Origin of the sequence: Belnapia rosea (assembly GCF_900101615.1) — a bacterium.
Classification (GTDB): Bacteria; Pseudomonadota; Alphaproteobacteria; order Acetobacterales; family Acetobacteraceae; genus Belnapia; species Belnapia rosea.
The window spans coordinates 18,483-45,073 of sequence record NZ_FMZX01000003.1 but is presented as its reverse complement, the minus strand read 5'-3'; the positions used below and the strand labels follow the sequence as shown (position 1 = coordinate 45,073).

Annotated in this window: 29 protein-coding genes; 12 read left to right on the top strand and 17 right to left on the bottom strand. The window is 69.4% G+C overall.

Going from position 1 to position 26,591, the window contains the following annotated elements; genetic code table 11:
• Nucleotides 1-69 precede the first annotated feature (69 nt).
• Nucleotides 70-609: a DUF3576 domain-containing protein gene (locus BLR02_RS09090; protein ID WP_090564468.1), complete on the top strand. Its 540-nt coding sequence runs from the start codon at nucleotides 70-72 to the stop codon at nucleotides 607-609.
• A gap of 28 nt (nucleotides 610-637) precedes the next feature.
• Here BLR02_RS09090 and BLR02_RS09085 read toward each other — a convergent pair whose 3' ends face one another.
• The gene (locus BLR02_RS09085; protein ID WP_090662540.1) at nucleotides 638-1,732 is read right to left on the bottom strand and encodes an alpha/beta hydrolase; all 1,095 of its coding nucleotides are present in this window, start codon (nucleotides 1,730-1,732) and stop codon (nucleotides 638-640) included.
• Between the two features lie 62 nt (nucleotides 1,733-1,794).
• Nucleotides 1,795-2,427 carry a DJ-1/PfpI family protein gene (locus BLR02_RS09080; RefSeq protein ID WP_090662538.1) on the bottom strand — a complete coding sequence of 211 codons (633 nt, stop codon included), beginning with the start codon at nucleotides 2,425-2,427 and terminating at the stop codon, nucleotides 1,795-1,797.
• 48 nt (nucleotides 2,428-2,475) lie between these two features.
• Between BLR02_RS09080 and BLR02_RS09075 the strand changes: the two genes are divergently transcribed.
• The 8 genes from BLR02_RS09075 (at nucleotide 2,476) to holA (ending at nucleotide 10,584) form a co-directional block, all read left to right on the top strand.
• Complete coding sequence (locus BLR02_RS09075; protein WP_090662536.1) at nucleotides 2,476-3,084, top strand: helix-turn-helix domain-containing protein; 609 nt, start codon at nucleotides 2,476-2,478, stop codon at nucleotides 3,082-3,084.
• 64 nt (nucleotides 3,085-3,148) lie between these two features.
• Nucleotides 3,149-3,538, top strand: a complete 390-nt coding sequence (locus tag BLR02_RS09070; RefSeq protein WP_090662534.1) for a RidA family protein — start codon at nucleotides 3,149-3,151, stop codon at nucleotides 3,536-3,538.
• Nucleotides 3,535-4,110 carry an MOSC domain-containing protein gene (locus BLR02_RS09065; RefSeq protein ID WP_218127433.1) on the top strand — a complete coding sequence of 192 codons (576 nt, stop codon included), beginning with the start codon at nucleotides 3,535-3,537 and terminating at the stop codon, nucleotides 4,108-4,110. Before BLR02_RS09070 ends, BLR02_RS09065 begins: the two co-directional genes overlap by 4 nt.
• The gene (locus BLR02_RS09060; RefSeq protein ID WP_090662532.1) at nucleotides 4,107-5,054 is read left to right on the top strand and encodes a PDR/VanB family oxidoreductase; all 948 of its coding nucleotides are present in this window, start codon (nucleotides 4,107-4,109) and stop codon (nucleotides 5,052-5,054) included. Before BLR02_RS09065 ends, BLR02_RS09060 begins: the two co-directional genes overlap by 4 nt.
• A gap of 134 nt (nucleotides 5,055-5,188) precedes the next feature.
• Nucleotides 5,189-6,295, top strand: coding sequence for a TRAP transporter substrate-binding protein (locus BLR02_RS09055; RefSeq protein ID WP_090564480.1), 1,107 nt, complete (start codon nucleotides 5,189-5,191; stop codon nucleotides 6,293-6,295).
• A gap of 110 nt (nucleotides 6,296-6,405) precedes the next feature.
• Nucleotides 6,406-9,021, top strand: coding sequence for a leucine--tRNA ligase (gene leuS, locus BLR02_RS09050; protein ID WP_090662530.1), 2,616 nt, complete (start codon nucleotides 6,406-6,408; stop codon nucleotides 9,019-9,021).
• Nucleotides 8,999-9,565 carry an LPS assembly lipoprotein LptE gene (gene lptE, locus BLR02_RS09045; RefSeq protein ID WP_176849456.1) on the top strand — a complete coding sequence of 189 codons (567 nt, stop codon included), beginning with the start codon at nucleotides 8,999-9,001 and terminating at the stop codon, nucleotides 9,563-9,565. Before leuS ends, lptE begins: the two co-directional genes overlap by 23 nt.
• Entirely contained in the window at nucleotides 9,565-10,584 is a 1,020-nt protein-coding gene (holA, locus tag BLR02_RS09040; protein WP_090662528.1) for a DNA polymerase III subunit delta, read from the top strand. The genes lptE and holA overlap by 1 nt, the downstream gene beginning before the upstream one ends.
• Here holA and BLR02_RS09035 read toward each other — a convergent pair whose 3' ends face one another.
• Genes BLR02_RS09035 through BLR02_RS09005 form a run of 7 tightly spaced genes read right to left on the bottom strand, consistent with a single transcriptional unit; the run spans nucleotide 10,585 to nucleotide 17,012 of the window.
• Nucleotides 10,585-11,430, bottom strand: coding sequence for a ParB/RepB/Spo0J family partition protein (locus tag BLR02_RS09035; RefSeq protein WP_090564488.1), 846 nt, complete (start codon nucleotides 11,428-11,430; stop codon nucleotides 10,585-10,587).
• Nucleotides 11,427-12,245 carry a ParA family protein gene (locus BLR02_RS09030; protein ID WP_245704704.1) on the bottom strand — a complete coding sequence of 273 codons (819 nt, stop codon included), beginning with the start codon at nucleotides 12,243-12,245 and terminating at the stop codon, nucleotides 11,427-11,429. The genes BLR02_RS09035 and BLR02_RS09030 overlap by 4 nt, the downstream gene beginning before the upstream one ends.
• Complete coding sequence (gene rsmG / locus BLR02_RS09025; RefSeq protein WP_245704703.1) at nucleotides 12,214-12,831, bottom strand: 16S rRNA (guanine(527)-N(7))-methyltransferase RsmG; 618 nt, start codon at nucleotides 12,829-12,831, stop codon at nucleotides 12,214-12,216. The genes BLR02_RS09030 and rsmG overlap by 32 nt, the downstream gene beginning before the upstream one ends.
• A complete protein-coding gene (mnmG, locus tag BLR02_RS09020; protein WP_090662526.1) occupies nucleotides 12,828-14,699 on the bottom strand; it encodes a tRNA uridine-5-carboxymethylaminomethyl(34) synthesis enzyme MnmG in 1,872 nt (623 codons plus the stop codon). Before mnmG ends, rsmG begins: the two co-directional genes overlap by 4 nt.
• Before the next feature lie 22 nt (nucleotides 14,700-14,721).
• A complete protein-coding gene (locus BLR02_RS09015) occupies nucleotides 14,722-15,336 on the bottom strand; it encodes a hypothetical protein (protein ID WP_090564491.1) in 615 nt (204 codons plus the stop codon).
• A gap of 1 nt (nucleotide 15,337) precedes the next feature.
• Nucleotides 15,338-16,645 (bottom strand): tRNA uridine-5-carboxymethylaminomethyl(34) synthesis GTPase MnmE, encoded by a 1,308-nt coding sequence (gene mnmE, locus BLR02_RS09010; RefSeq protein WP_176849455.1) that lies wholly within the window; start codon nucleotides 16,643-16,645, stop codon nucleotides 15,338-15,340.
• Between the two features lie 10 nt (nucleotides 16,646-16,655).
• On the bottom strand, nucleotides 16,656-17,012 hold the full coding sequence (locus BLR02_RS09005; protein WP_090662522.1) for a (2Fe-2S) ferredoxin domain-containing protein: 357 nt from the start codon (nucleotides 17,010-17,012) through the stop codon (nucleotides 16,656-16,658).
• 104 nt (nucleotides 17,013-17,116) lie between these two features.
• Between BLR02_RS09005 and BLR02_RS09000 the strand changes: the two genes are divergently transcribed.
• From BLR02_RS09000 to BLR02_RS08990, 3 genes are read left to right on the top strand one after another with little or no spacing between them, the layout of a single operon-like run.
• Nucleotides 17,117-17,656 (top strand): methylated-DNA--[protein]-cysteine S-methyltransferase, encoded by a 540-nt coding sequence (locus tag BLR02_RS09000; RefSeq protein ID WP_090564497.1) that lies wholly within the window; start codon nucleotides 17,117-17,119, stop codon nucleotides 17,654-17,656.
• On the top strand, nucleotides 17,653-18,621 hold the full coding sequence (locus BLR02_RS08995) for a quinone oxidoreductase family protein (RefSeq protein WP_090564499.1): 969 nt from the start codon (nucleotides 17,653-17,655) through the stop codon (nucleotides 18,619-18,621). The genes BLR02_RS09000 and BLR02_RS08995 overlap by 4 nt, the downstream gene beginning before the upstream one ends.
• Nucleotides 18,622-18,679: 58 nt before the next feature.
• On the top strand, nucleotides 18,680-19,588 hold the full coding sequence (locus tag BLR02_RS08990; protein ID WP_090564501.1) for a LysR family transcriptional regulator: 909 nt from the start codon (nucleotides 18,680-18,682) through the stop codon (nucleotides 19,586-19,588).
• Here BLR02_RS08990 and BLR02_RS30840 read toward each other — a convergent pair.
• From BLR02_RS30840 to hemH, 8 genes are all read right to left on the bottom strand, one after another.
• Nucleotides 19,575-20,321: a GNAT family N-acetyltransferase gene (locus BLR02_RS30840; RefSeq protein WP_090662520.1), complete on the bottom strand. Its 747-nt coding sequence runs from the start codon at nucleotides 20,319-20,321 to the stop codon at nucleotides 19,575-19,577. The genes BLR02_RS08990 and BLR02_RS30840 overlap by 14 nt on opposite strands.
• On the bottom strand, nucleotides 20,321-21,295 hold the full coding sequence (locus BLR02_RS08980) for a Bug family tripartite tricarboxylate transporter substrate binding protein (RefSeq protein WP_090564505.1): 975 nt from the start codon (nucleotides 21,293-21,295) through the stop codon (nucleotides 20,321-20,323). The genes BLR02_RS30840 and BLR02_RS08980 overlap by 1 nt, the downstream gene beginning before the upstream one ends.
• A 243-nt stretch (nucleotides 21,296-21,538) precedes the next feature.
• Complete coding sequence (locus BLR02_RS08975; protein ID WP_090662518.1) at nucleotides 21,539-22,108, bottom strand: HD domain-containing protein; 570 nt, start codon at nucleotides 22,106-22,108, stop codon at nucleotides 21,539-21,541.
• Between the two features lie 83 nt (nucleotides 22,109-22,191).
• Nucleotides 22,192-23,466 carry a transcription termination factor Rho gene (gene rho, locus BLR02_RS08970; RefSeq protein ID WP_090564617.1) on the bottom strand — a complete coding sequence of 425 codons (1,275 nt, stop codon included), beginning with the start codon at nucleotides 23,464-23,466 and terminating at the stop codon, nucleotides 22,192-22,194.
• A gap of 280 nt (nucleotides 23,467-23,746) precedes the next feature.
• Nucleotides 23,747-24,199: a protoporphyrinogen oxidase HemJ gene (gene hemJ, locus BLR02_RS08965; RefSeq protein WP_090564509.1), complete on the bottom strand. Its 453-nt coding sequence runs from the start codon at nucleotides 24,197-24,199 to the stop codon at nucleotides 23,747-23,749.
• A 4-nt stretch (nucleotides 24,200-24,203) separates the two neighbouring features.
• Nucleotides 24,204-24,785, bottom strand: coding sequence for an MORN repeat-containing protein (locus BLR02_RS08960; protein WP_090662517.1), 582 nt, complete (start codon nucleotides 24,783-24,785; stop codon nucleotides 24,204-24,206).
• A 3-nt stretch (nucleotides 24,786-24,788) separates the two neighbouring features.
• Nucleotides 24,789-25,451, bottom strand: a complete 663-nt coding sequence (locus BLR02_RS08955) for an HAD family hydrolase (RefSeq protein WP_090662516.1) — start codon at nucleotides 25,449-25,451, stop codon at nucleotides 24,789-24,791.
• Nucleotides 25,451-26,527: a ferrochelatase gene (gene hemH / locus BLR02_RS08950; RefSeq protein ID WP_090662514.1), complete on the bottom strand. Its 1,077-nt coding sequence runs from the start codon at nucleotides 26,525-26,527 to the stop codon at nucleotides 25,451-25,453. Before hemH ends, BLR02_RS08955 begins: the two co-directional genes overlap by 1 nt.
• Between the last annotated feature and the right edge of the window lie 64 nt (nucleotides 26,528-26,591).

The following is a 26,591-nucleotide window of genomic DNA, read 5'->3' as shown; positions in this document are numbered from 1 at the left end:
CACCCCTTTTTGTTTCTTTGCACGATTGATGCTTGATTGCCTAACCAGCACGCCTACTGTGCGGCCGCCATGAAACCTGCCCTCCTCGCCCTCGGCGTGATCCTCCCCCTGCTCGCCGCCTGCGGCGGCGACAACCAGCGCCTGGTCGGGAATGACGAGTATGGCGATTGGCGTAACGGGCGCGCCCGCAACCGGCCGCAGGGCGCCAGCGCCGGCCTCGTCGTCTTCGGCGTCGACAAGGACCGCGAGGCGCGCGAGGCCGCAGCCACTGGCGGCGGCGGCGGCGGCCTCAGCGTGAACGCCTATCTCTGGCGCGCGACGCTCGACACGCTGTCCTTCATGCCGCTGGCCTCGGCCGACCCCTTCGGCGGCACCATCATCACCGAGTGGTACACGCCGCCCTCCGCCAATAACGAACGGTTCCGGGCCCAGGCCTATGTGCTGGGCCGCCAGCTGCGCTCGGATGGCGTGCGGGTGCAGGTCTTCCGCCAGATGCTCGACCGGGGCCAGTGGGTCGATAGCCCGGTCTCGCCTTCCACCAATTCCGACCTCGAGGACAAGGTCCTCGCCCGCGCCCGCGAGCTGCGGAGCCAGTCCGCCTCGCGCTGAGCGAGGTTCGGCCGGAGCAGATGCCGGGCTAACCCCCGCCGCAGGGCGTGCGGCGCAGGCCGCGCGGGGCGGCAGCATCCGGCGCGTCCACCAGGGTCAGCAGGCAGGCGCCGTAGAGGGTGGTGAAGCGCCAGTCGCCGGCGCCGCCATGGCCGCGGATGGGCAGGGGCTGCGGCCCCTGGGGCCACAGGGCCAGGATCGGCACGCGGCGGTTCCGCGAGGCCTCCTCCAACAGGCCCGCGCGGGCCTCGGGGCTCGGGTCGAAATCATCGCCCTCGAAGACGGCGACGGCGAGGCGCGGGCCGCCTGCCGGCAGGCCGGCCAGCAGGCGACGGAAATCCTCGAGGCCGGACACCAGGTTATTGGCCCGGTTCGCCTCGCCATGGGCCGCCGGGGCGGTGGCGATCACCGCATCGACGAGTTCGGGCCGGGCGCTGGCGGCCATGATCGCCTGCCAGCCGCCGCGCGACTGGCCGCCCAGCACGATGTGCCGGTAGCCTGCCGCCTTCACCGCCCGGAGCCCCTCCACCAGCCGCGGCAGGCTGGTGTAGAGCGCGTCCTCGGCGGGGTTGCGGTCGAAGCGCAGCACGTCCCATCCGGCATCGTTGAGGATGGAGACGAAGCCCGGCGCCGCGGCGGCGCGCAGGTCCCGCTCCGGCCCGCCATAACCATGCGCCCAGATGACCACGCCGCGCGCCGCCTGCGGCCCGCGGCGGAGCTGCAATGGCGCCCAGCGGAAGGGGCCGAGCGTGCCCTGGACCAGCGGCACCGCCGGGCCGCCGACCAGCCCGGCATCGCGCGCCAGGATGCGGCATTCCGCCTGCACCGGCCCGATCGAGCGGCGGCAGCGTTCCAACGCCGCGGCCTCCGCCGCCTCCGCCGTGGGCGCCCCGCCGACATAGGCCCAGGCGGAGCGGCCGGAGGGCTCGCGTGCCAGGGCGAAGGCGGCATGGGGCATGGTGCCGCGGTAGAGCAGGGTGAAGGCGCTGGCGAGGCCGCTGGAGGGTCCTGGCGTGCCGAGCGCGGCGACGGAGAAGACGCCCCGGTAGGAATCCTCGGTGGGTTGGGCGAGCAGCGGGCGCGCCGCGCCCAGCACCAGGACCAGCAGCAGAAGCAGGCGCATCAGGTCTCCACGGGCGGGATGCGGCATGGTGCGCCCGCCGCATCGGGCCTGCAACGGCCTCCCTATTGGCCCAGTGCCGCCCGGTTGGCGGCAAAGGCGCGGTCGTATTCGATGGTACGGGCCACCGCATCGCGTGCCGCCTCGCCATAGAGCCGGCCGATGAGGTGCAGCGTGCCGTCGATGGCGAGGCTGACGCCGCCGGAGCTGGCCGGGCCCTCGCCCTCATCCACCACCTGGGCGGGCCGGGCCAGCGCGCCCATCCCGGCCAGCAGGGCGAGGGGGCTTTCCGCCTCCGTGCCGACGGCATGGCGGCGGGTGGTGGCGGGGCGCCCCGCCAGCAGGCCGGCGGCGCCGAGGATCAGCGCGCCGGTGCAGACGCTCATCAGCCGCGCCGGGGCCTGGGCACGGAGGAAGGCCAGCATGGCCGGGTTCCCGACCTCGCGGCGCCAGCCGGGGCCGCCGGTGACGATCACCGCATCGGCCGCGGGCGCATCGGCGAAGCCGTGCTCGGCCAGCACGGTGAGGCCGCCGGCACAGCGCACGGGCCCGGCCCGCTCCGCCACCGTCGTGGCGCGGATGGCGGGGAGCACGCGGCTCGCCATGCTGACGACGCCGATGGTGCCGCCGATATCGATCGGCTCCACGCCCTCATAGATCACCACCGCCACCAGGGCGGGATCGCCAGCCTGCCTCATACCCTCTCGCTTTCCCCTGGACCGAGCCCCGGTGTAGGGAGGGGGCCCATGCCGGACACACAGGATATCGAGACGCGCGAGGAGCCGCGCACCGCCCAGATCGAGGCGCTGGCCGCCGAGCTCCGCGAGCGCCGCCGGCGGCAGGGCCTGTCGCTGGAGGCGCTGAGTGCGCGTTCGGGCGTCAGCCGCTCGATGATCTCGAAGGTGGAGCGCGGCGAGGCGGTGCCCTCGACCGTGGTGCTGTCGCGCCTGGCCGAGGCGCTCGGCACCACCTTCGCCGCGCTGATGATGCCGGCGAGCACCGAGCATGAGGTGCTGGTGATCCCCCGCGCCCGCCAGCCCGTGCTGCGCGACGAGGCCACCGGATTCAGCCGCCGGGTGCTCTCCCCGGTTCTGCCGGGGCGCGGGCTCGACGTGGTGCTGAACACCCTGCCGGCCGGGGCGGAGACGGGCGTCTTCACCCCGCACCGCAGCGGCGTCGAGGAGTATGTCTGGGTGCAGCGGGGCCGGTTGCGCGCGCAGCTCGGCGAGGCGGAGGTGCTGCTGGAGGCCGGGGACAGCCTGTTCTTCGATGCCACCGTCCCACATGCCTTCAGCAACCCGGGCGAGGAGCCCTGCGAGTACCTGCTGGTCATCGACAGTTCCGTGCGGCGCTGATCGGGACTTCCCTTGTAGTGGACAGAGCCTCCACTATAAAAGAGGAAATCTTCGGAGGCCCTGGATGTCGCAACGCACCGCCCTCAGCACCACGGAGGCCGCCGCCGCGGTCGGTCCCTATTCGCAGGGAGTCCGGCTGGGCAATCTGGTCTTCGCCTCCGGCCAGTTGCCGATCGACCCGGCGACGGGCGGCTTCCCCGAAGGGATCGAGGCGCAGACCCATGCCAGCCTCCGCAACCTGAAGGCCGTGCTGGAAGCCGGCGGGGCGAGCCTCGCCAGCGTGGTGAAGACCACGGTTTTCCTCGCCGACATGAACGAATTCGGCGCCATGAACGCCGTCTATGCGGGTTATTTTGCCGAACCCTTCCCGGCGCGCTCCACTGTCGAGGTGGCGCGCCTGCCGCGCGATGCGCGGGTCGAGGTGGAGGCGATCGCGGAGGTGACCGGGACATGAGCAACACCATGGCAGGGCCAACCCACTGGGACGGCTTCGAGCATCCGGCCGGCCGCGTTGCGGTGGGCGTCGCGGGTGGCGCGGGCGGCTGGCGCGGGTCGCTGCTGCACATCCACATCGCCGAGGCGGCGAGCTTCGAGATGGAGGAGCTGGCCGAGGCGCGCTGCGTCGCCGGGCGGGGCATCGAGGGTGACCGCTACTTCCTCGGCACCGGCACCTATTCGCCCAAGCCCGATGTGCGCGAGGTGACGCTGATCGAGCAGGAGGCGCTCGATGCGCTGGCGCGGAACGACCCACCGTTGCAGGGCGGCCCGATCCAGCTGACGCCGGAGCTGCACCGGCGCAACCTGACGGTGCGCGGCGTGCCGCTGAACCATCTCGTGGGCCGGCGCTTCCAGGTGGGCGAGGTGATCCTGCGCGGCGGCCGGCTGAATTTCCCCTGCAAATACCTCGAGGAGCTGCTGGGCTTGCCGGTCTACCTGCCGCTCTACAACCGCTCGGGGCTCAATTGCTCGATCGAGCGTGGCGGCATCATCCGGCCGGGTGACGCGGTGCTTCCGCTCGACGCATGACCGCGCGGATCATCCAGAAGCTTCGGGTCGCGGCGGTGGCGGAGTCCACGCCGGAGGTGCGGGTCTATACGCTCGAGCACCCGCGCAAGCCGCTGCTGCCGGACTGGTCGGCCGGCGCGCATGTCGACCTGCGGCTGCCGGATGGGCGGATGCGGCAATACTCGCTCTGCGGCGAGCCGGGGCCGCAGCCGCGCTGGCAGATCGCGGTGAAGCGCGAGACGGTGGGCCGCGGCGGCAGCGCCTGGGTGCATGACAGCTTGGCGCCCGGGACCGAGGTGCAGGTCTCGGCGCCGCGCAACAACTTCCCCCTGGCCGCGGGGGCGGTGCGGCACGTGCTGGTCGGGGGCGGCATCGGGGTGACGCCGCTGCTGGCCATGGCGCGCAGCCTGGCGGCGCAGGGGGCGGATTTCACCTTCCATCTCTGCGCCCGCTCCGCCGCGCTGGCGCCGTTGCTCGCCGAGTTGCGCGTGGTCTGCGGGGAGCGGCTGGCCACCTGGTTCGGCGATGAGGGGCGGCGCTTCGACGCGGCGCTGATCGGCGCGCCGGAGGCGGGGGTGCATCTCTATGCCTGTGGGCCGCACCGGCTGATCGAGGCGGTGCGCGCCGCGGCGGCGGAACGGGGCTGGGCGGAGGCGCAGCAGCATTACGAGGTCTTCCAGCCGACGCTCGACGAGAATTTCAAGCCGGAGCCCTTCGAGCTCCGCATCGCCTCGACCGGCGAGGTGCTGCTGGTTCCGGCCGACCGCTCGGCGCTCGATGTGCTGCGGGAACGCGGCTTCGCCCTGCCCTCCTCCTGTGAGCTGGGCGTCTGCGGCAGCTGCGTCTGCGGCTATCGCGATGGCATCGTCATCCATCGCGACAGCGTCCTGCCGGTGAGTGCGCGGCAGGACCGGATGACGCTCTGCGTCTCCCGCGCGCGGGTCTCGGTGACGGTGGAGTTGTAGGCGGAAGCCCTGCCTCCTGCCCAAGAGGCAGGCTGGCCGGCCCGTTTCGCCAGGGTTTGGCGCGGCACGGTTCCTGCATCCTCTTTAGTGGAGTTTCCTCCAATTCGGTGGAAGACAACGAAGAGGATCACCCCATGCGTCGCCGCCATGCCTTCATCGCCGGGGCGGGTTCCGCTCTGGCCAGCGCTGCCCTCGCCGCACCCGCCCTCGCCGCACCTGCCCTGGCCCAGACCGCACCCGCCATCCGCTGGCGCATGACCTCGTCCTTCACGCGGACGCTGGATATCACCTATGGCGCCGGCGAGTACTTCTGCCGGCAGGTGGCGGCGCTGACGGATGGGCAGTTCCAGATCAGCCAGTTCCCGGCCGGCGAGATCGTCGGCGGCTTCCAGGCACTGGATGCCGTGCAGGGGGGTTCGGTCGAGGCGGCCTATAGCGGGCTGCTCTTCAATGTCGGCAAGGACCCGACCTTCGCCCTGGCCGCCGCCACGCCCTTCATGATGAATCCGCGGCAGCAGCATGCCTGGATGTACCATGCCGGCGGCAATGCCATGCTCAACGACTTCCTCAAGACCTATGGCATGGTGGCCTTCCCCTGCGGCCAGACGGGCAACCAGTGGGGCGGCTGGTTCCGCAACGAGATCCGCAGCGTCGATCAGCTGAGCGGCCTCAAGATGCGGGTTGCCGGGCTCGCGGGCACGGTGATGCAGAAGGTCGGCGTGGTGCCGCAGCAGATCCCGCCGGGCGATATCTACCCGGCGCTGGAGCGCGGGGTGATCGATGCCGTCGAGTATATCGGGCCCTATGACGACGAGAAGCTCGGCCTGAACCGGGTGGCGAAGAACTACTGCTACCCGGGCTGGGGCGAGGGCGGCACGGTATTCCACGCCGTCTTCAACGGGGCGAAATGGGCCGAGCTGCCGGCACGCTACAAGGCCGCAGTGGAGACGGCGGCGCAGGCCACCACGCTCAACATGATGGCCGAATACGATGCCAAGAACCCCGAGGCGCTGCGCCGGCTGGTGGCGAGCGGCATCACCCTGCGCGCCTTCCCGAATGAGGTGGTGGAGGCGCTCTACCGGGCCTCGGTCGAGCTGTATGGCGAGATCTCGGCGCGCAACCCGGCCTTCAAGGCGATCTATGAGAGCCAGGTCGCCTTCCGCGACCTGAACTACCAGTACCATCAGGTCGCCGACTTCCAGTTCGACGCCATGATGCTGCGGCTTCGCCGCCGGAGCTGAGGGGATTGCCCCGGCGTCGCAGCGAGTGCGGCGCCAGGGTGGCCCGGCTGCCCTTCCCTAATGGCCATTGCCAGCCTATTCCCTAGGTCCAGTCAGGCATTTGGTCCCCCATGAGCGACGCCAGCACCACACCGTCATCCGATACCCGCTACGAATTCGCCGCTGCCGAACCACGCTGGCAGGAAGAGTGGAACCGCCGCCAGTGCTTCGCGGTGCCGGACGTGCCGGATGGCAGCCGGCCGAAATACTACGTCCTTGAGATGTTCCCCTACCCCAGCGGCAAGATCCACATGGGGCATGTGCGGAACTACACGCTGGGCGATGTGGTGGCGCGCTACAAGCGGGCCCGCGGGCATCAGGTGATGCACCCGATGGGCTGGGATGCCTTCGGCCTGCCCGCCGAGAATGCGGCGCGGGAGCGCGGCATCCACCCAGGCAAGTGGACCTACGACAACATCGCCAATATGCGCGCCGAGCTGAAGCGCATGGGCCTCTCGCTCGACTGGTCGCGGGAATTCGCCACCTGCGATGTCGAGTATTACGGCAAGCAGCAGGCGCTGTTCCTCGACTTCTGGAAGGCCGGGCTGGTCGAGCGGAAGGAGAGCTGGGTCAATTGGGACCCGGTGGACGGCACCGTGCTGGCCAATGAGCAGGTGATCGACGGGCGCGGCTGGCGCAGCGGCGCGCTGGTCGAGAAGAAGCAGCTCAGCCAGTGGTTCTTCAGCATCACGAAATATGCGCCGGAGCTGCTGGAGGCGCTGCAGACGCTCGAGCGCTGGCCGGACCGCGTGAAGACGATGCAGGCCAACTGGATCGGGCGCAGCGAGGGCGCGCGGGTGCGCTTCCGCCTGCCCGAGGCGCCGGCGGGGCTTGGCGAGGTGGAGGTCTTCACCACCCGGCCGGACACGCTGTTCGGCATGAGCTTCCTGGCGGTGGCGGCGGAGCATCCGCTGGCGGCCGCGGCGGCCGCGGCCAACCCCGCTGCGGCGGAGTTCGTCGCCGAGTGCCGGCGCATGGGCACCAGCGAGGCGGCGATCGAGCAGGCGGAGAAGCGCGGCTACGACACCGGCTTCCGGGTGGCGCATCCCTTCCTCGAGGGCGTGACCTTCCCGGTCTGGATCGCCAATTTCGTGCTGATGGAATACGGCACGGGCGCCATCTTCGGCTGCCCCGGCCATGACGAGCGGGATTTCGAATTCGCCCGGAAATACGGGCTGGGAATCACGCCGGTGGTGCTGCCGCCCGGGCAGGATCCGGCGGGCTTCGCGCTCGGCGACGCGCCCTATACCGGCGACGGTACCATCATCCATTCGGACTTCCTCGATGGGCTCGATGTGCCGACCGCGAAGCGCCGGGCGATCGAGGCGCTGGAGGGGCAGGGCCAGGGCACGGGCGTGGTGAACTGGCGGCTGCGCGACTGGGGCGTCTCGCGCCAGCGCTATTGGGGCTGCCCGATCCCGGTCATCCATTGCGAGGCCTGCGGCGTGGTGCCGGTGCCGCAATCGCAGCTGCCGGTGAAGCTGCCGGACGACGTCGATTTCTCGAAGCCGGGCAACCCGCTGGACCACCATCCGAGCTGGAAGCATGTCGATTGCCCGCAATGCGGCAAGGCGGCGCGGCGCGAGACCGACACCTTCGACACTTTCGTCGATAGCAGCTGGTACTTCGCCCGCTTCTGCTCGCCGCGGGCGGAGCAGCCGGTGGTGCGTGGCGCGGTCGATGCCTGGCTTCCGGTCGACCAGTATATCGGCGGCATCGAGCACGCGATCCTGCACCTGCTCTACAGCCGCTTCTTCACCCGTGCCATGCGGGAGACCGGGCATCTGGCGGTGGCGGAGCCTTTCGCCGGCCTCTTCACCCAGGGCATGGTCACGCATGAGAGCTACAAATCCGCCGATGGCCGCTGGCTCTATCCGGAGGAGGTGGAGTTCAACCTGGATGCCGCAGGCGGCCGCACCGCGCGGCTGAAGGATGGCAACACCCCGGTGACGATCGGCCGGGTCGAGGCCATGTCGAAGTCAAAGCGCAACACGGTCGATCCGGGTGCCATCATCGGCCGCTACGGGGCGGATACCGCGCGCTGGTTCATCCTGAGCGACAACCCGCCCGAGCGGGACATGGAGTGGACCGAGAGCGGCGTTGCCGGTGCCTATCGCTTCACCCAGCGTGTCTACCGGCTGGTGACGGGTGCCTTGCCGGGCCTGCCGCCGGCCGGGTCCTCGCTGGAGGGTGCGGAAGGCGCGGCACGCAAGCTGCGGCAGGCGACGCATCGCACGATCGCGGCCGTCACCGAGGCGCTGGAGAGCTTCGCCTTCAACGTGGCCGTGGCGCGCATCCATGAATTCGCCAATGCGATCGGCGATGCCGGCGAGGTGCCGGGGGCGGTGCGGCGGGAGGCGCTGGAGGCGCTGGTGCGGCTCTCGGCGCCGATGATGCCGCATCTCGCAGAGGAGCTCTGGTCCCAGTTGCGGCCTGGTGAGGCCGAGATGGTGGCCACCCTGCCCTGGCTGGAGGCTGACCCCGCTCTGCTGAAGGCGGAGACGCTGACGCTGGCGGTGCAGGTCCTCGGCAAGTTGCGGGGCACCATCGAGGTGCCTGCCGCTGCCGATGAGGCTATGATCTTCTCCCTGGCCGAGGCGGATGAGAATGTGCAGCGTTCCATTGCCGGCCGCCCCATCCGGAAGCGCATCCATGTCCCGGGACGTGTCGTCAATTTCGTGGTCTAGGCGCGGCCTGCTGGGCGGGCTGCTGGGGCTTTCGGCCTGCGGCTTCCGCCCCCTCTACGGACCGATCGTGGCGGAGGATGGCAGCGAGGAGGATCTGCGGAGCGAGCTGGCCGCGGTGCGGATCGGCCCGCTTTATGAGCGGACCGGCCAGTTGCTGCGCCGAAGCCTGCAACGGCGGATGGAGGACTCCGCACCGGGCACGCCGGCGCGGTACCTGCTGAATGTCAGCGTCGATATGGGCACGGATATTCTCGGCTATCGCCGGGACGGCACGCCGACCCGCATCCGCTTCACGCTGAACGGCAGCTGGAACCTCAACACCATCGCCCTCTCGCCGCAGCGGATCGCGGCCTCCGGCATTCCCTATCGGGCCATCGATTCCTTCAACATCCCGGATCTGCAGTTCTTCTCGGCCGATGTCTCGCGCGATGCGGCGCTGGAGCGGTTGATGGAAGACCTCTCCCAGGAGATCACGCGGCAGGTGGCCATGGCGCTGCGCCAGAGGAAGGAAGACCAGGGCAGGGGCGATCAGGCAACGGGCTGATGGCGAAGCTCGATGCTCGTCGGCTTGGCCCCTTCCTCGCGGATCCAGGGGCCTGCCGCCTGGTGCTGCTGCATGGGGATGACCCTGGCCTGATCCGCGAACGGGCCGAAGCCCTGGTGCGCAGCGTGACGCAGGGGGACGCGCTGCGCCTGGTGGAGTTGCCGCGTGAGGCGCTCCGCAGCCCCAATCTGCTGGCTACCGAGGCCGCCAGCCCGCCACTGACAGGGGGACGGTGCCTGGTGCGGGTCCGGGATACCGGAGACGGCGCGGCGCCGGTGGCAGCCGCCCGGGCGGCCCTGGCCGGGCCAGGGCCGGGGCTGGTGGTGATGGAGGCGCCCGAGTTGCGGACCAGCGCCGCCCTCTACAAGGCTGTGGAAGGCTCTGCCCAAGGGGCGGTGATCGCCTGCTACCGGGAGCGTGGGAGCGAGCTGGCAGGCTCGATCGGACAGATCCTGCGGGAGCTGGGCGTCGGCGCCGAGCCTGCCGCGGTGGAATGGCTGGCGCAGCGGCTGGGCGAGGACCGCATGCTGCTGCGGCGGGAGCTGGAAAAGCTCGCCCTTTATGTCGGAGCCGGTGGCCGGGTGACACCGGAGGATGCGCTGGCTTGCGTGGCGGAGGGATCGGCGCTCGACCTGGAGGAAGCACTGATGGCGGCCATGGCGGGGGAGACGGCCGTCGCCGACAAGGCGCTCGCCACCGCCTTCGCCGAGGGTGCCAATGCCGTGCAGGTGGTGCGGGCAGCGCTGCGGCATGTGCAGAGGCTGCAGCTGGCCTCGCTCGCCGTGGCAGGTGGAGCGGCGGCCTCGGCGGCGATCGATGGGCTGCGCCCGCCTGTCTTCTTCCGGCACAAGCCGGCTTTTGAGCGTGCCTTGCGGCTCTGGCGACCGGAGGCGCTGGAAGCGGCCGGGATGGCGCTGCTCGAGGCCGAGCGACGCACCAAGACCACTGGCATCCCGAGCGAGACCGTCGCCAGGAATGCCGTTACCGGCCTCGCCCGGCAGGCCGCAGCGAGGCGCTGATCAGCTGCCCTGCAGCAGGCGGATGACGCCGTCGAGTTGATCCAGGTCCCGGTAGGCGATGGTGACCTGGCCACCGCGCCCGGCGGTGCGGATGGAGATGCGGAGGCCTAGTCGCTCCGACAACTCACGCTCCAGCGCCATGACTTCGGGCTCAGCCCGGGCCGGACGCTGCGCTGGGTCGCGCGGCTTCGCGGCGGCCAGGGCTTCGGCCTGGCGCACATTGAGGCCGCGATCGACGATCTGCAGGGCCAGGCCAATGGGGTCCGGCGCCGTCAGCAAGGCGCGGGCATGGCCGGCGGTCAGTGCACCGTCGCGCAGCAGCTCCCGCACCCGGTCAGGAAGGGCCAGAAGGCGGAGCGTGTTGGCGACATGGCTGCGGCTCTTGCCAACGGCTTGGCCGAGCTTGTCCTGGGTGAGCCCGAACTCATCCAGAAGGCGGCGGTAGCCCTCCGCCTCCTCCAGCGCATTCAGGTCCTGCCGTTGCAGGTTCTCGACGAGACCGGCCGCCATGGCTTCGCGGTCGCCAAGGTCACGGATGACGACTGGGACTTCGTGCAGAGGCACGAGTTGTGCGGCACGCCAGCGCCGCTCGCCACCGATGATCTGGAAGGTGCCGGACTGGCCGGGCTTCTCTCGCACCAGGATGGGCTGCAGAACGCCGTGTTCGCGGATGCTGTCAGCCAGTTCCTGCAAGGGCGCAGAGTCGATCGGACCACGCGGCTGGAAGGGTCCGGGTTCCAGCATCTCGATCGGCAGGGTGCGCAGCGCCTCACCCACGGCGGCTGGCTGGCTGGGCGCCTCACCCAGCAATGCGGAGAGGCCACGGCCCAGGCGCGGCGGCTTCATGGTGCCCGTCCTTCTCGCCGGCGGAACTCGGTGGCGAGGGCGGCATAGGCCTGGGCACCGGGCGACCTGGGATCGTACAGGCTGACCGGCAGGCCATGCGACGGTGCCTCGCTGACCCGGATATTCCGTGGGATCACCGTCTCGAACACCTTGTCCTTGAAAAAGCCGCGTACATCCTGGGCCACCAGTTCGGACAGGTTGTTGCGCCGGTCATACATCGTCAGCACGATGCCCTCCAGCGTGAGGGCGGAGTTCATCGCACGCCGCACCCTGTCGATGGTTTTGGTGATCTGGCTGACGCCTTCCAGGGCGAAGAATTCGGTCTGCAGCGGCACCAGGACGCCATGGGAGGCGACCAGGGCATTCAGCGTGAGCAGGCCAAGCGAAGGAGGGCAGTCGAAGAAGACGTAGTCGAAGCCACCGACCAGTTCGGAGGCTCCGGCCAGGATGTGACGCAGGCGCTTCTCCCTGTCGTCGAAGCCGACCAACTCGACCTCGGCGCCGGCAAGGTCGTTATCGGCTGGGATCAGCGAGAGGTTGGGGACGGGCGTTGGACGGAGGACATCGGCCAAGGGGCGGTCCTCGATCATCAGCGCATAGGTGCCTAGGCCCCGCGCCGTACGGTCGATACCAAGACCGGTCGATGCATTGCCTTGAGGGTCAAGGTCGACCAGGAGCACCTTGCTCTCGCCAGCAAGGGCAGTTGCGAGGTTGATGGCAGTGGTGGTCTTGCCCACGCCACCCTTCTGGTTGGCGAAGGCGATGACACGCGGCTTGACGCGGTCAGGCTTGGGCGCTGACAGGGCTGATCTCACTAAGCCGGAGGATGGTGGAATCGGGGTCGGTGCGGCTGGCAAACCGCTCAATACGCATAGTCCAGCCCGCAGCGGCAGCCGTCAATTCCTCCGTGACGTTGCGGCCTTTCGGAAAGAGCGCAACGCCGCCCGGCAACAACAGTCGATGGGTATAACGGAGCAACTGGGATAGCGGTGCGAGGGCACGGGCGCTGACCACCGCCGCCAGCGGGAGTGTGGCCGCCGCCTCGATACGGGTGGGATGAATGATCACCTGCGAGAGCCCCAGCAGGCGGGCAGCTTCCTGCAAGAAAGCGCATTTGCGGCGGTCGGATTCGACGAGATGGGTTTCTCGTCCAGTCAGGGCAGCAAGGACCAAGCCGGGAAAGCCAGCACCGGAGCCAAGGTCGATCAGTGGGCCAGGCCCAGGCGGCACGAAAGGCGCCAGCTGTGCGGAGTCCACGACATGCCGAACCCAAAGGGTGTCCGGTGCAGCTTGGGCAACAAGGTTGATGCGGGCGTTCCAACGGATCAACAGCGCCAGATAGTCACGCAGGCGTTCCTCTGTTTCACGTGGAACGCCATCCAGGGACGGTGCCTGTTTCACGTGAAACGCGCTTCCGATCGCCGCAGATGTACGGCAAGCGCAGCCAGGGCTGCTGGCGTAATGCCGGGCACACGACCAGCCCCGCCCAATGTCGCAGGGCGCGAGGTCGAGAGGCGCTGACGCATCTCAGCGGACAGGCCGGGCACCTCCGCAAAATTCAGAATGGGCGGGATCGCCAGCTTCTCTTCTCTCTCCAACACCCGCAGCTCGGCCGACTGCCGTTCCAGATAGGGGGCGTAGAGTGCCTGGGCTTCCAGTTCAGACCGTACTTTCTGGGGAAGATCAGCAAGCCAGGGAAAGATCACCTCGATCGCATCCAATGGCACCCGAGGCAGTGCCATAATCTCCAGCACCGAACGCCAGCGTCCGTCCTGGTTTACCGGGATGCCCGCTATCGCATATTGGGCAGGCGTCCAGCCATCCTGGCGGGCACGGTCGATGGCGTCGGAGACAGCGGTACGAAATGCCACATGCCGCTGCGCCCGTTCAGCTCCGACACAGCCCCAGTCGATACCCCGATCGGTTAAGCGAAGCCCGGCATTGTCGGCCCTCAGGGCCAATCGGTATTCCGAGCGCGCGGTCAGCATGCGGTAGGGTTCAGTCACGCCCTGTAGAACAAGGTCATCGATCAGGACGCCTGTATAGGCTTCTGCCCGGGTCAATACCCGGTCGGGCTGCAATCCTCCGGCACGGCAGGCGGCGTTGAGTCCGGCCATGAGGCCCTGCGCTGCCGCCTCTTCATAACCGGTGGTTCCGTTGATCTGGCCGGCCAGGAAAAGTCCCGGGGCCGCACGCACCTCGAGCGTTGGCCAGAGGGAGCGCGGATCGACGAAATCATACTCGATGGCGTAACCGGGCCGCAGGATGCGTGCCCGTTCCAGCCCGGGCATGGAGGCGATCATCGCTGCCTGCACATCCTCCGGCAGGCTGGTGGAGATACCGTTCGGGTAGACGGTATCGTCCTCCAGTCCTTCGGGCTCGAGGAAGACTTGGTGACGCTCCCGCTCCGCGAAGCGGACGACCTTGTCCTCGATCGAGGGGCAGTAGCGGGGGCCGGTGCCGGCGATCCGGCCGCCATAGACGGCGCTGCGGTGCAGGTTGGCACGGATCAATGCATGGGTCGCAGGTGTGGTTGCCGTGATGGCACAGGCGACCTGGCGGTTGGTGATCCGCTCCGTCATCCAGGACAGGGGCTCGGGAGGATCGTCGCCTGGCTGGGCCTCCAGTGCTGCCCAGTCGATGGTGCGGCCATCGAGACGCGGCGGCGTGCCGGTTTTCAGCCGGGCCAGGGGCAGCCCCAGGCGCTCGAGTGCCTTGGCCAAGCCGATCGCCGGCGCCTCGCCAACTCGTCCCGCGGGTATACGCCGTTCGCCGATATGGATCTCGCCACGGAGAAAGGTACCCGTGGTAATCACCACCGCAGCGGCTCCGATACGCCGACCGCTGCCGCTGGCTACGCCGCTGATGCGGCCCGAAGCGTCGAACAGCAACTCCTCCGCGGCCTCCGCGAGGAGCGTGAGGTTTGAGGTTTCACGCAGCAGGAGCTGAATGGCCTGCCGGTACAGCTGGCGATCGGCCTGGGCCCGGGGCCCACGGACGGCGGGCCCCTTGCTGCGGTTCAGCAGCTTGAAATGGATGCCGGCGGCGTCGGCCGCCTTCGCCATCAGTCCATCCAGCGCATCGATCTCGCGGACGAGGTGACCCTTCCCGATGCCACCGATGGCCGGGTTGCAGGACATCTCGCCGAGGGTGTCGAGCCTGTGGGTCAGGAGCAAGGTGCGGGCGCCGCATCGCGCGGCGGCGGCGGCCGCCTCGCACCCGGCATGGCCGCCGCCTACCACCACCACATCGCATGTCATGTCGAACATGCGGGCCCTATAGCACCAAAAGCTAGGCGGGTCCGAAGCCCAATGCCCGCCGCCAGAGGCTCTCAGCGAAGCGGGGCTCGTTCAGCAAATCATCCGGGCGAAGGCCGCCCTGCCGCAGGGCGTCGCGCAGGCCGGCAAGGGTCATCTCGTCCAACACCGCCTGCACCCCTGTGGTGATGGCGTAGCCGAGCACGCGGCCGAGACGAACGGCAACGATGGAGCCTGGTTCGGCGGCCTCGGCCAATCCTTCATCCACAACCCAGACCTGGCCACCCAGCAGCGCATCCTCCAGCAGCAATCCGGCGTCTGGATGGATGCTCGTCACTTCGAAGACCGACAGCCAGGACCGGCTCAGGGCATTCAGCACCAAGGCAGCCTCGCCGGGCAGGCGCGCATGCTGCCGGGCGATGCGGTCGATGGCCCGGCTTCTGCCGGGAGGAGCGGTGTAGATCGCCAGGTCGACCGCATAGGCCATTTCCGCCTCGCTGACCTGGCCCAGGTCCCGATCCACCTCCAGCCCCAGCCTGCGGGCTTGCTCCGCCAGCTTGGGCAGGGGCACGCTGCGGGCGGCCAGTTCCTGGAAGCGCTGCCGTGCCGCCGCATGCCGCATCCAGGCGGATCTCAGTTCGTCCCCCATGCTATTTCCCAATACAGAATTCGCCGAAGACGACGTCCAGCACTGCCTCCACCCCGACCCGACCGGTGATCCGACCAAGCGCCCGCAAGGCCGCACGGAGGGCTTCGGCCCGCAACTCGGGCAGCGGGGCTGATTGTAGAGTCGAAAGCCAGGAGATTGCTTCCTGCAGCGCAGCCCGATGGCGCGGCCGGGTCAGCAGCGTCTCCGCCGTGCTACCTGCCCGCGCCACCGCCTCATACTCCAGCCGGGCCCGCAGGGTCTCCAGGCCGGCACCGCTGCGAGCGGAGACCATCAAGCCGTCAAACCCGGCCGGGGGGCCACCGAGGTCAGACTTGTTCATCACCACCAGGGCGTCCGGACGCCGCCAGGCCAGGGTGTCAACATCGAGCGGCTGATCGGCGGCAAAGACGAGCAGCAGCAGATCCGCCTCCTCCGCTCGCTGCCGCGCGCGCCGGATGCCCTCCACCTCGATGTCATCCAGCGTGTCGCGCAGCCCCGCGGTATCGGCCAGGGTCACGGGAATCCCACCTAGATCGAGACGTACCTCCACCACATCTCGGGTCGTCCCGGCCCGGGCGGAGACGATCGCAGCTTCCCGACCGACCAGCGCGTTCAAAAGGGAGGATTTCCCGGCGTTGGGCGCGCCGAGGATCGCCACGGTCAGGCCCTCGCGGAGCCTTTCGCCGCGTCCGCCGTCGGCCAGATGCGTTGCGATCTCGCTTCGCAGCGCTGCCGCGGCCTCGACCACCGCGGCGTCGAGATCGGCCGGCAGGTCTTCATCCTCGAATTCGATGAAGGCCTCCTGCCGTGCCAGCAGGGCCGTCATTCGGCCGGCCCAGCCGCCATACAGCGTTGCCAAGGCCCCGCCTGCCTGGCGCAGCGCCTGGCGTCGCTGGCCGGCCGTCTCGGCGGCGATGAGGTCTGCTATGCCTTCAGCCGCGGTCAGGTCCAGCTTGCCGTTGAGGAAGGCGCGGCGGGTGAACTCCCCCGCTTCCGCCGGCCGGGCGCCAGTGGCGACCAGCGCCTCCGCCACGCCCGCCACTACGGCGGGGCCGCCATGGAGATGGAATTCGGCACTGTCCTCGCCCGTGTAGCTGGCGGGCCCTGGGAACCAGAGCACCAGCGCCTGGTCCAGCACCTCGCAGCTGTCGGGGTGGCGTAGCTGACGGAGGGAGGCCATGCGCGGCCGGGGCAACCCGCCTGCCAGCTTGCCGAGGATGGCGCCGCTCCCCTGGCCAGACAGCCGCAGCACGGCCACGGCCGCGCGGCCGGCACCGGTCGCCAGGGCAAAGATGGGATCCTCGTTCATGTCGTGGTTGTCACCGCTTGGGTGGCGGCACATCCTTCTCGGTCAGCATCAGCCGTGGCACTCGTCCACCCTCTTGCAGATGCGCCGCCAGGATCTCATCCACATCCGCCGGGGACTCCGGGCGGTACCAGATACCTTCGGGGTAGATGACCAGGGCCGGGCCGAATTCGCAGCGGTCGAGGCAGCCGGCCTGGTTGATGCGAACACCCTTCAGGCCGAGCTCCTTCGCCCTGGCCTTCATGTAGTCCCGTAGTTTTTCGCTGCCCCGGGCAGCGCAGGAACCGCGGGCATGACCCTCCTGCCGGCGATTGCAGCAGACGAAGACATGGGCCTGGAAATAAGGCGGAGGATCGGTGGCATCGGCCAAGGCGAGGGCTCCCAAAGGCTGGCTCCCATGTAGCGGTGCGCCCCCCGTGGAACCAGGGCCAGCGCTTGACGACAGGCCGCCTCGGGTGTGCCATCGTTCCTCTGATGCCTCACCTCACCCTTCATACGCCCCTCGGAGAACTGACGGTCTTCGAGGAAGACGGCGCCATCATCGCCCTGGAATGGGGCCGCGCCTATGGCTCAGAGAATGCTCCGCCCACCGCCTCGCTGCGGGAGGCGGCCGAGCAGCTGCACGACTATTTCGACGGCAGGCGCAGCCATTTCGACCTTCCGGTCGCGCCGCAGGGCAGCGCCTTCCGCCAGAGCGTCTGGGCTGCGCTCTGCCGCATCCCGCCCGGCGAGACCCGGAGCTACAGTGAGATCGCCGCCGAGATCGGGTGCAGGTCGCCCCGGGCCATCGGCCAGGCCAACGGCGCAAACCCCATCCCTATCATCATCCCCTGCCACCGTGTCGTCGCGGCAAAGGGCGCTATCGGCGGCTATTCGGGCGAAGGCGGGATCGCGACTAAGCGCTTCCTGCTGGCCCTTGAAGCCCGTGGAGTTTCGCGCGAGGAAGCCGGCACGCTTCCTCTCTCCCGCTTCTCCCTCCGCCCACCTGCGGCGCCGCAAGGAACCCCCCGATGAACCACGCCATCCGCGTCCATGAACATGGCGGCCCCGAGAAGCTGGTTTGGGAGGAGGTGCCCCGCCCCGACCCGAAGCCAGGTGAGGTCCTGGTGCGGCATCACGCAGTCGGGCTGAACTATATCGACGTTTATTTCCGCACTGGCCTCTACAAGGCCCCAAGCATGCCGGTGACGCCCGGCATGGAAGGTGCCGGCGTGGTTGAGGCGGTGGGCGATGGCGTGACCGACCTCAAGGTCGGCGACCGGGTGGCTTATGCCGGTGCGCTCGGGGCCTATGCCGAGCTCCGCTGTGCCCCGGCCGACCGTCTTGTGAAAATCCCAGAAGGCATCGACTTCACCCAGGCGGCTGCGATGATGCTGCAGGGCATGACGGCGCAGTTCCTGGTGAAGCGCACCTATGCGGTGAAGCCGGGCGATACCATCCTAGTGCATGCGGCGGCCGGCGGCGTCGGCAGCATTCTGGTGCAGTGGGCGAAGCATCTGGGCGCCACCGTCATCGGCGTCGTCTCCACCCCCGAGAAGGCGGCGCTCGTCACCTCGCTGGGTGTGGACCATGCCTTGCTGACCAGCGAGAACATCCCCGCCCGGGTGCGGGAGATCACCAATGGTGCGATGCTGCCGGTGGTCTATGACAGTGTCGGCAAGGATACCTTCACCACCTCGCTCGACTGCCTCCGGCCCCTCGGCCTGATGATCAGCTACGGCAATGCCTCAGGGCCCGTCACGACCGATCTCGGTGTCCTGGCCGCCAAGGGCTCGCTCTACGTCACCCGCCCGACCCTCAACACCTATACCGCGAAGCGGGATGACCTCGTGGCGACGGCCAACGACCTGTTCGAGGTGGTGAAGTCCGGCGCGGTGAAAATCGCGGTGAACCAGACCTACCCGCTAAAGGACGCCGCCGAGGCGCATCGTGCGCTGGAGAGCCGGAAAACGACCGGCAGCACGGTCTTTACCGTCTAGACCTTCTGGTTCGAATGCAGATCAGACGGATTCCTTACGGCAGGAAAAATTCCGGCTGATGGATAAGCTGCAGCAGCTCTCGGTCTTCCGGCGCGTCGTGGAGACCGGCAACATCACCCGCGCCGCGCGTGACCTGGCGATGAGCCAGCCGAGCGTCTCCCGGATCATCGGCGAATTGGAGCAGCGGCTCGGCGTACCGCTGCTGCTGCGCTCGCCACGCGGCCTGGCCGCGACTGAGGCGGGGCAGCTTTTCCATGCGGAAGCGGTTCGCATCCTCGACCGGTTGGAAGAAGCGGAAGCGAATGTGCGTGGCGCCCAGGCCTCCCTCGCCGGCCCGGTCCGCATCGCCTGCGTCGCCAGCTTCTTCAATCAGGCCGTCCTGCCCTGGCTGCAGGATTTCCTGCTGGCCAATCCGGAGGTGGTGCTGGAGGGCCGGTTGGACCCGAAGCCGATCGACCTTGTCGGCGAGGGCATCGACCTCGCCATCCGCTTCGGGCCGATCCGCGAACAGTCCTTGATCGCGCGGAAGCTCGGGCGGATCGACTTCGCCCTCTTCGCCTCGCCGAGCTATCTGGCGCGTGCCGGCCTGCCCACGACGCCCGAGGAACTGGCCGAGCATGATTTCTGCCGCCTCAATGTTTCCAGCCTGACCAACCTGCTGACGCTCGATGGGCCGGACGGAAGGACGGTCTCGGTCGAGGTCCATGGAAGGTTCAGCGCCGATAGCGTGGACACCATCAATGCGGCGGCCAGGGCCGGCCTCGGCATCGCCTTGCTGGCACCCTGGAGCGTGACGGAGGAGGTGGCGTCGGGCCGCCTCGTCCCCGTGCTGCCCGGCTGGCGGGCGGAGCCGCGGGATGTGCATGCCGCCTGGCCCGGCAACCACAGCCTGCCGCGCCGGGTCCGGGCGATCCTCGACATCCTGATCGAGAAGACCTCGGCGGAGCCGCGGCTCAAGGCGCGCTGAGCGGCCTGATGCGATAGCGGTAGCGATAGACCTCCCGCAACCCGACGCGGTGCTGGAGGGCGAGCGAGGCCGCATTGGTCGAGGCGACCTGGGCCCAGAACTGCTCCGCCCCAAGCCCGGCCGCCCAATGCGCTGCGGCACGGATCAGCCGCTCGCCGAGGCCGCGGCGACGGAATTCCGGCCGGGTCGCCAGGTCGAAGATGCCGCACCATGGCCCATCCGCCGCGGCGAAGAGGCAGGCGGCATCCACCCCCTCCTCCCGCAGCAGGAGCCAGGCACCGGGCACGGCCAGCAGCTCGGGCATCTGCAGCTTCTCCGCGCGGCGGGCCGGCGTCTGGTACTCCGCTGTCGCAACCACGGCCATCCACGCCGGCAGGGGTCCGTCGAGCACCTGCACGGCCGGGTCAGCCAGGGGCCGCACCGCGCCGGCATGGACGACGGTCTCCTCGCCTTCCGCATAGCCGCGCGTCTGCAGCAGGGGCTCGAGGCCCGGCGGGTCGAGCGGCGTCAGGCGCATGCGGCAGGGCAGGCCGTGCCGGGCGTAGAGCGCCTCGATGCGGGTGATCCGGGCGGCGAGGCCGGAATCCGGCGCCGGGTCGAGCGCGCTCGCGGCATTGGCCCGCCCGGTGCCGCCGAGGAAGACCTTCACCACGAAGGGACCGTCGAAAGCCTGGCGTGGCGCTGGCAGCGCGGTCAGGCAGGCACGCTCCAGCGCCGCGACATCGGCCTGCATCAGGTGGCGGTCAGCTTCAGGCGGCGGATCAGCGCCTCCTCCCGCGCGACCGTCGCGCGCAGCTCGGCGGCATAGCCGGCACTGTCATGGTACTCGCTGGGCATGTCGTAGCGAGCCAGGATAGCGCGGAATTCGGCCGACCGTTGCGCTGCCGCGAAGGCATCGTGCAGGGTGCGGGTCACCGCCGGGTCGAGGCCGGCCGGCGCCACGAGGCCGAATGGCGTCGTCACCACCATGTCGTAGCCGAGCTCGCGCAGGGTCGGCGCCTGCGGCCAGCGGGCCACGCGCTCCGCCGTCCAGACATTCAGGATGCTGGCCTGCCCGCCCTCGGTCAGCGAGCCGAGGCCGGACCCGCCGGCCATGACATCGATATGCCCGCCGAGCAGCGCCTGGGAGCCATCCGCATCACCGCGGAAGGGGGCGTGGATGACGTCGATGCCCTCCTTCGCGGCCAGTTCCGCCATCGTCACATGCGGCGTGCCATTGGCGCCGGTGGACCCGAAGGCGAGCTGGCCCGGCCGGCGCTTCGCCTCGGCGATGAAATCCGCCCATCCATTCGGGAAACGGCCGGCCTTGGCGACCGCCATGAAGGTGTAGCCGGTGATGCTGATGACCGGTGTGAAGTCCCGCAGCGTGTCATAGGGCAGCTTCTGCAGCAGCTGCACGCGGATGGCGGAGGCCGGCAGCTGCGTCAGCAGGTAGCCATCCGGCCGGGCCCGCGCGACCGTGGCGGCGCCGAGCGTATTCGCCGCGCCTGGCTTGTTGTCGATGACCACCTGCTGGGAAAGGTGGCGCGAGGCGCCCTCGGCCAGGGCGCGCAGCACCACATCGGTCGTGCCGCCGGGCGGGAAAGGAATGATGAGCGAGATCGGCCGGTTGGGGAAACCGGACTGGGCGCGGGCGACCATCGGCGCCGCCAGCATTCCCCCCAGCAGCAGGCGGCGGCGCAAGGCGGACTGAGCCTCGAAGGACATTCATCTCTCCCGGACAGGAGCGGCCCGTATGCCGGGACAGGGCCGATAGCGCCAGGGCCGGACTTTGTGATCATGCTTCCGAAACGGGGCAGCTATCGCACCTGTCATTGGCTGGGTGCTGCCATGGCGCATGAGGATGTGCCATTATCTCCTTACGGGACGCCGGCTGCGCAGTCCCAGGCCGCTCCCCCCCCTCCTTGCGGTCTGGGATTTGACCCCCCCAACGCCGGCCGGCGTCCCGGATCACGCCTCTTCAGCCAGCCTGGCCACCGCCGCGCGGTAGGCTTCGTCGAAGAGCATGTCGAGGCCGGGATTGACGCCCTTGGCGCCGGCCGCCACCCGCCCTGCCCATCCGACATATTCCAGACGCCGGGCATGGTCCCAGCCGGCTGGCGGGCTGGCCAGGATGGTCCGCAGATTGGCGATCTTGTCGGCGAGCTTCACCTGCCGCGCCGCGGCCGAGGCACGGGCGGCATGGCGGATCTGCAGGCCCTTGCGGACCTCCTTCGGCAGCGACTTGTCGTCCGAGACCTCGGCGACGATGCCGGCGATCTCGGCACCGAAGGCCGCTTCGAGATCGGCGAGGGTGGTGGGCACCGGGTCGGCATCGCTGTCCTCGACCGTGTCATGCAGCAGGCCGGCGATGATGGCGGCGGGCGGCGCGCCCTGGGCGGCGAGGATCTCCGCCACCTCCAGCACATGGTTCACATAGGGCTCGGCCGCGTCGCCCTTACGGCGATGGGTGGCATGGACGCGGGCGGCGAAGCTGGCTGCACGCAGGATGGTGGCAAGCGGTTCGACCTCGCGGGTCATTCGGCCCTCGACTGCGGAAACGGAAAGGGGGGCTTTCGCCCCCCTACCGTCAGGTGTTCATCGTGTCGTGCGCATGACCACAGTCAGGTGTTCATGGCATCGAAGAAGTCCTGGTTGGTCTTGCTGTACTTCAGCTTGTCCAGCAGGAACTCCATCGAGTCCTGGGTGCCCATCGGGTTCAGGATCCGGCGCAGCACCCACATCTTGGCGAGCGTGGCGCGGTCCACCAGCAGCTCCTCCTTGCGGGTGCCGGACTTGGTGATGTCGATCGCCGGGAAGGTGCGCTTGTCGGAGAGCTTGCGGTCGAGCACGAGCTCCGAGTTGCCGGTGCCCTTGAACTCCTCGAAGATCACCTCGTCCATGCGGCTGCCGGTATCGATCAGCGCGGTGGCGATGATGGTGAGCGAGCCACCTTCCTCGATGTTGCGCGCCGCGCCGAAGAAGCGCTTCGGGCGTTGCAGCGCGTTGGCATCCACACCGCCGGTCAGCACCTTGCCCGAGGAGGGGACGACGGAGTTGTAGGCGCGGCCGAGGCGGGTGATGGAATCGAGCAGGATCACCACGTCCCGCTTGTGCTCCACCAGGCGCTTGGCCTTCTCGAGCACCATCTCCGTCACCTGGACGTGGCGCGTGGCCGGCTCGTCGAAGGTGGAGGCGACGACCTCGCCGCGCACGGTGCGCGCCATGTCGGTGACTTCCTCCGGCCGCTCGTCGATCAGCAGCACCATCAGGAAGACTTCGGGGTGGTTCGCAGTGATGCTCTTGGCGATGTTCTGCAGCATCACCGTCTTGCCGGTGCGGGGCGGCGCGACGACGAGCGCGCGCTGGCCCATGCCGATCGGCGCGATCAGGTCGATGACGCGATGGGTGTAGTCCTTGGTCGGACCCTTGCCCTGCGCCTCGGCCTCCGCATTCTCCATCCTGAGGCGGCGGTTGGGGTAGAGCGGCGTCAGGTTGTCGAAATTGATCCGGTGGCGCAGCGCCTCCGGCGGCTCGAAATTGATGGCGTTGACCTTGAGCAGGGCGAAGTAGCGTTCCCCATCCTTCGGGGCGCGGATCTGGCCCTCCACCGTATCGCCCGTGCGGAGGCCGAAGCGGCGCACCTGGGCGGGGGAGATGTAGATGTCGTCCGGCCCGGGGAGGAAGTTGGCCTGTGGGCTGCGGAGGAAGCCGAAGCCGTCGGGCAGGATCTCGAGCGTGCCTTCCCCGAAGATCGCCTGGTCGTTCTCGGCGAGCTGCTTGAGGATGGCGAACATCATGTCCTGCTTGCGCAGGGAGGAGGCGTTCTCGACCTGCAGCTCCTCGGCGAAGGAGAGAAGCTCGGCGGGGCTTTTGGCCTTGAGTTCGGAAAGATGCATGGCGCGGTGCGTCCGGATGCGAGGGGACAGGACGGTCCCTGTGAGGCCGGGATCGCGCAGCGCGTGCCGCGCCATGAGTCCGGCCCTTCCGCCTGTGCCACGAACACGGACCCATGGAGGGGCCGGGGCCAATGGCCGGCGATGTCCCAAGGAAGGAGGAGGGAGTGAAGCAGCAGGCGCGTTGCACGCCCTATGCCCCGAGGAAGCGTCCGGACCCTAAGGACCGGATCGCTGGCCGTCAACTGTCTAGGTGGCTGCCTCCATCATCAAGGTCAAGCGTCTAGAACGGCTTCACGATCACCATCACGACAATGACGATCATCAGCACCGTCGGGACCTCGTTCATGGCCCGCCAGTAGCGCTCGGAATGCGGCCGGGCCTCGGCGGCGAAGGCGCGGCGGGCGCCGGCGAGGTGCATGTGGAAGCCGGTCATCAGCAGCACGGAGAGCAGCTTCAGGTGCCACCAGCCACCACGCCAGTCGACCGCGCCCGGCGTCAGCACCAAGGTGAGGCCGAGGATCCAGGCGGCGATCATGGCGGGGTTCATGATGGCCCGCAGCAGGCGCCGCTCCATGGTCTGGAACAGGGTGCTCTCCGCCCCGCCGGGCGGAACGGTGGTGTGATAGACGAAGAGGCGCGGCAGGTAGAACAGCCCGGCCATCCAGGCGATGACCGCGATCAGGTGCAGCGCCTTGGTCCAGGGGTAGAAGGGCGCCAGGGCCTCGATCACCATCGCCTCAGGTATCCTGCCCGGCGCAGCTCTCGACGGGGCGGGTGAAGGCGACCCAGTTGTTGCCCTGCTGCAGGCAGCCATTCACCCAGTCGCCCTGGAAGACGCGGCCCTGCACGCTGAGCCGGCCCGGCCCCTGCGGGTGGCCGCCGCGAAGCCTGCCCTCGAATTCCAGGCCGAGCCGCGGCAGGGCAAGGCGCCCCTCCACCAGCCGGTCATCGCGGAATACGCCTTCCTCCTCGCTCACCACCCGGCTGCCCTCGGTAATGGTGAGCTTGCCCCGGCCCTCGTTCTTGCCGTGGACGATGTCGCCCTGGTAGTCCATCCGGCGGGTCTCGCCGCGGCTCTGCCAGGTGACGATGGCCCGGCCCGGCCCCTCGGCCGGGCCTTCCGGGCAGGCACCGTTCCAGTCGGCGATCACGTCGGATGCGCCCGGCTCGATCCCGCCGGCCCAGAGCCAGCATCCGTTCTTCGGGTCGGTCACCCAGCCGGCCCGGCCGCCCGGCACCATCCGCTCCGCCTCGGGCGGCTCGCCCGCGGCCATCAGCAGCAGCGCCGCCAGGGCGGCGATCCATTGGCGTCCGTTCATGGCTTATTCCTCGATCCCGAGCAGCCCGGGCAGCTCCGCCATGGTGGCGAAGGGCCGGGCCCCTACCGCGGCCAGCACGGCCGCATCCGTCTCCCGCGTGAAGCCCAACACCCGGCAGCCGGCTGCGATCCCGGCCTTGGCGCCGAGCAGGCTGTCCTCGACCACCACGCAATCCCCGGGCGCGGCACCGCAGGCGGCGGCGGCGGCCAGGTACATGTCCGGCGCCGGCTTCGGCCGGGCGACATCCTCGAAGCTGAAGAGGCGGCCGCCGAAATGATGGGCGAGGCCGAGCCGGTCCAGCTTGGCGCGCAGCTCGCCCCGGGTGGAGTTGGAGGCGACGGCGAGCGGCAGGCCGGCGGCGGCGGCCGCCGCCAGGGCCGCCGGGGCACCGGGGATGGCCTCCACCTCCTCCATCAGCGCCGCGGTGATGCGGCGGGAGAGCATCGCGCCCCAGTCGGCCGGCAAGGGGCCGCAGCGGGCGAGGATGACCGGCATCATCTCCGGCAGGGCCATGCCGAGGAAGGTCTCCCGCGCCTGCCCGGCCGAGAGGGGCCAGCCGCGGGCGGTGAGCTCCTCGGCGACCAGGCGGTTCACCAGCCCCTCGCTGTCCGCCAGCACCCCGTCGCAATCGAAGAGCACCGCCGCCGGCCGCGAGGGCGGCCGCATCAGGCGAGTTCCCGGGCGCGGGCCTTGAGCCTGGCATGCGGGCAGTCGCCGAAGCGCTTCGGGCATTGCCGCCCGCCGGCGAAGCTGCAGAGCGGCCGGGCATCCGCCTCGGTGCGGAGAACCAGATCGCGGAGGGCCCGAATGAAGGCCGGGTCGCTGTTCTGCGCGGGCACGCGGAAATAGCCGGGCACGCCGAGCCGCTCCGCCTCCTCGCGGTACTCGACATCGAGCTCGACCAGCGTCTCGGAATGCTCGGAGACGAAGGCGATGGGGCAGACCAGCACGGCCGCCTTGTCATGCGCCGCCCGTTCGAGCTCCGCCTCGGTGCTCGGGCCGATCCATTTCTGCGGGGTGACGCGGGACTGGTAGCAGATGGCGTGGTCGAGCCCCTCGATGCCGAGCTGGCCGACCACCGCGGCGACGGTCTGCTCCACCTGCCACTGATAGGGGTCGCCGCGCTTGACGATGCTCTCCGGCAGGCCATGGGCCGAGAACAGGATGCGAAGCGGCACCTCGGGGGCTAGGCCGGCCCGCGCCGCGTCATGCGCCTTGCGGACCGCGGCAGCGGTCCCCGCGGCGAAGGACGGGTCCGAGTGGTAGCAGCAGAGGATCCTGGTCGGGACGGCAAGGCCGGCCCGTGCCGCGGCCTCCTCCCAGGCAATGATGCTGCTGCCGGTCGTGGTGGTGGAAAATTGCGGGTAGAGCGGCAGCAGCAGCACCCGGTCCGGCCCCCACTCGCGCACCGCCCGGGCGGTGGCGTCGCTCATCGGGTGCCAGTAGCGCATGGCGATGAAGGAGCGGTATTCCGCCTCGCCGCCCTCGTTCAGCCGGGCCTGGAGGTTCTGCGCCTGCTCCTCGGTGAGTTCCAGCAGGGGGGAGCGGCCGCCGAGGATGGCGTAGTTCTCGGACGCCGCCTTGGTCCGCCGCTTGGCGATGAAACGCCCGAGCCACGGCCGGACGAAGCCTGGCACCCGCAGGATGGCGGGGTCGGTGAAGAGGTTCTCGAGGAAAGGACGCACGCTGTCCGGCGCGTCCGGTCCTCCGAGATTGAACAGCACCACCGCCACCCGCTGCATCGAAACTCCCCGAGCCTTGTCGAGGCTCGCAGATTTGGCCGCTTCGCCAGCGGGTCAAGCCGGG

Excerpts from the sequence above, each read along its gene's own strand:
- BLR02_RS09090 (WP_090564468.1), top strand. The coding sequence starts at position 70 with ATGAAACCTGCCCTCCTCGCCCTCGGCGTGATCCTCCCCCTGCTCGCC.
- BLR02_RS09085 (WP_090662540.1), bottom strand. The coding sequence starts at position 1,732 with ATGCGCCTGCTTCTGCTGCTGGTCCTGGTGCTGGGCGCGGCGCGCCCG.
- BLR02_RS09080 (WP_090662538.1), bottom strand. The coding sequence starts at position 2,427 with ATGAGGCAGGCTGGCGATCCCGCCCTGGTGGCGGTGGTGATCTATGAG.
- BLR02_RS09075 (WP_090662536.1), top strand. The coding sequence starts at position 2,476 with ATGCCGGACACACAGGATATCGAGACGCGCGAGGAGCCGCGCACCGCC.
- BLR02_RS09070 (WP_090662534.1), top strand. The coding sequence starts at position 3,149 with ATGTCGCAACGCACCGCCCTCAGCACCACGGAGGCCGCCGCCGCGGTC.
- BLR02_RS09065 (WP_218127433.1), top strand. The coding sequence starts at position 3,535 with ATGAGCAACACCATGGCAGGGCCAACCCACTGGGACGGCTTCGAGCAT.
- BLR02_RS09060 (WP_090662532.1), top strand. The coding sequence starts at position 4,107 with ATGACCGCGCGGATCATCCAGAAGCTTCGGGTCGCGGCGGTGGCGGAG.
- BLR02_RS09055 (WP_090564480.1), top strand. The coding sequence starts at position 5,189 with ATGCGTCGCCGCCATGCCTTCATCGCCGGGGCGGGTTCCGCTCTGGCC.
- leuS (WP_090662530.1), top strand. The coding sequence starts at position 6,406 with ATGAGCGACGCCAGCACCACACCGTCATCCGATACCCGCTACGAATTC.
- holA (WP_090662528.1), top strand. The coding sequence starts at position 9,565 with ATGGCGAAGCTCGATGCTCGTCGGCTTGGCCCCTTCCTCGCGGATCCA.
- BLR02_RS09035 (WP_090564488.1), bottom strand. The coding sequence starts at position 11,430 with ATGAAGCCGCCGCGCCTGGGCCGTGGCCTCTCCGCATTGCTGGGTGAG.
- mnmG (WP_090662526.1), bottom strand. The coding sequence starts at position 14,699 with ATGTTCGACATGACATGCGATGTGGTGGTGGTAGGCGGCGGCCATGCC.
- BLR02_RS09015 (WP_090564491.1), bottom strand. The coding sequence starts at position 15,336 with ATGGGGGACGAACTGAGATCCGCCTGGATGCGGCATGCGGCGGCACGG.
- mnmE (WP_176849455.1), bottom strand. The coding sequence starts at position 16,645 with ATGAACGAGGATCCCATCTTTGCCCTGGCGACCGGTGCCGGCCGCGCG.
- BLR02_RS09000 (WP_090564497.1), top strand. The coding sequence starts at position 17,117 with ATGCCTCACCTCACCCTTCATACGCCCCTCGGAGAACTGACGGTCTTC.
- BLR02_RS08995 (WP_090564499.1), top strand. The coding sequence starts at position 17,653 with ATGAACCACGCCATCCGCGTCCATGAACATGGCGGCCCCGAGAAGCTG.
- BLR02_RS08990 (WP_090564501.1), top strand. The coding sequence starts at position 18,680 with ATGGATAAGCTGCAGCAGCTCTCGGTCTTCCGGCGCGTCGTGGAGACC.
- BLR02_RS30840 (WP_090662520.1), bottom strand. The coding sequence starts at position 20,321 with ATGCAGGCCGATGTCGCGGCGCTGGAGCGTGCCTGCCTGACCGCGCTG.
- BLR02_RS08980 (WP_090564505.1), bottom strand. The coding sequence starts at position 21,295 with ATGTCCTTCGAGGCTCAGTCCGCCTTGCGCCGCCGCCTGCTGCTGGGG.
- BLR02_RS08975 (WP_090662518.1), bottom strand. The coding sequence starts at position 22,108 with ATGACCCGCGAGGTCGAACCGCTTGCCACCATCCTGCGTGCAGCCAGC.
- rho (WP_090564617.1), bottom strand. The coding sequence starts at position 23,466 with ATGCATCTTTCCGAACTCAAGGCCAAAAGCCCCGCCGAGCTTCTCTCC.
- hemJ (WP_090564509.1), bottom strand. The coding sequence starts at position 24,199 with ATGGTGATCGAGGCCCTGGCGCCCTTCTACCCCTGGACCAAGGCGCTG.
- BLR02_RS08960 (WP_090662517.1), bottom strand. The coding sequence starts at position 24,785 with ATGAACGGACGCCAATGGATCGCCGCCCTGGCGGCGCTGCTGCTGATG.
- BLR02_RS08955 (WP_090662516.1), bottom strand. The coding sequence starts at position 25,451 with ATGCGGCCGCCCTCGCGGCCGGCGGCGGTGCTCTTCGATTGCGACGGG.
- hemH (WP_090662514.1), bottom strand. The coding sequence starts at position 26,527 with ATGCAGCGGGTGGCGGTGGTGCTGTTCAATCTCGGAGGACCGGACGCG.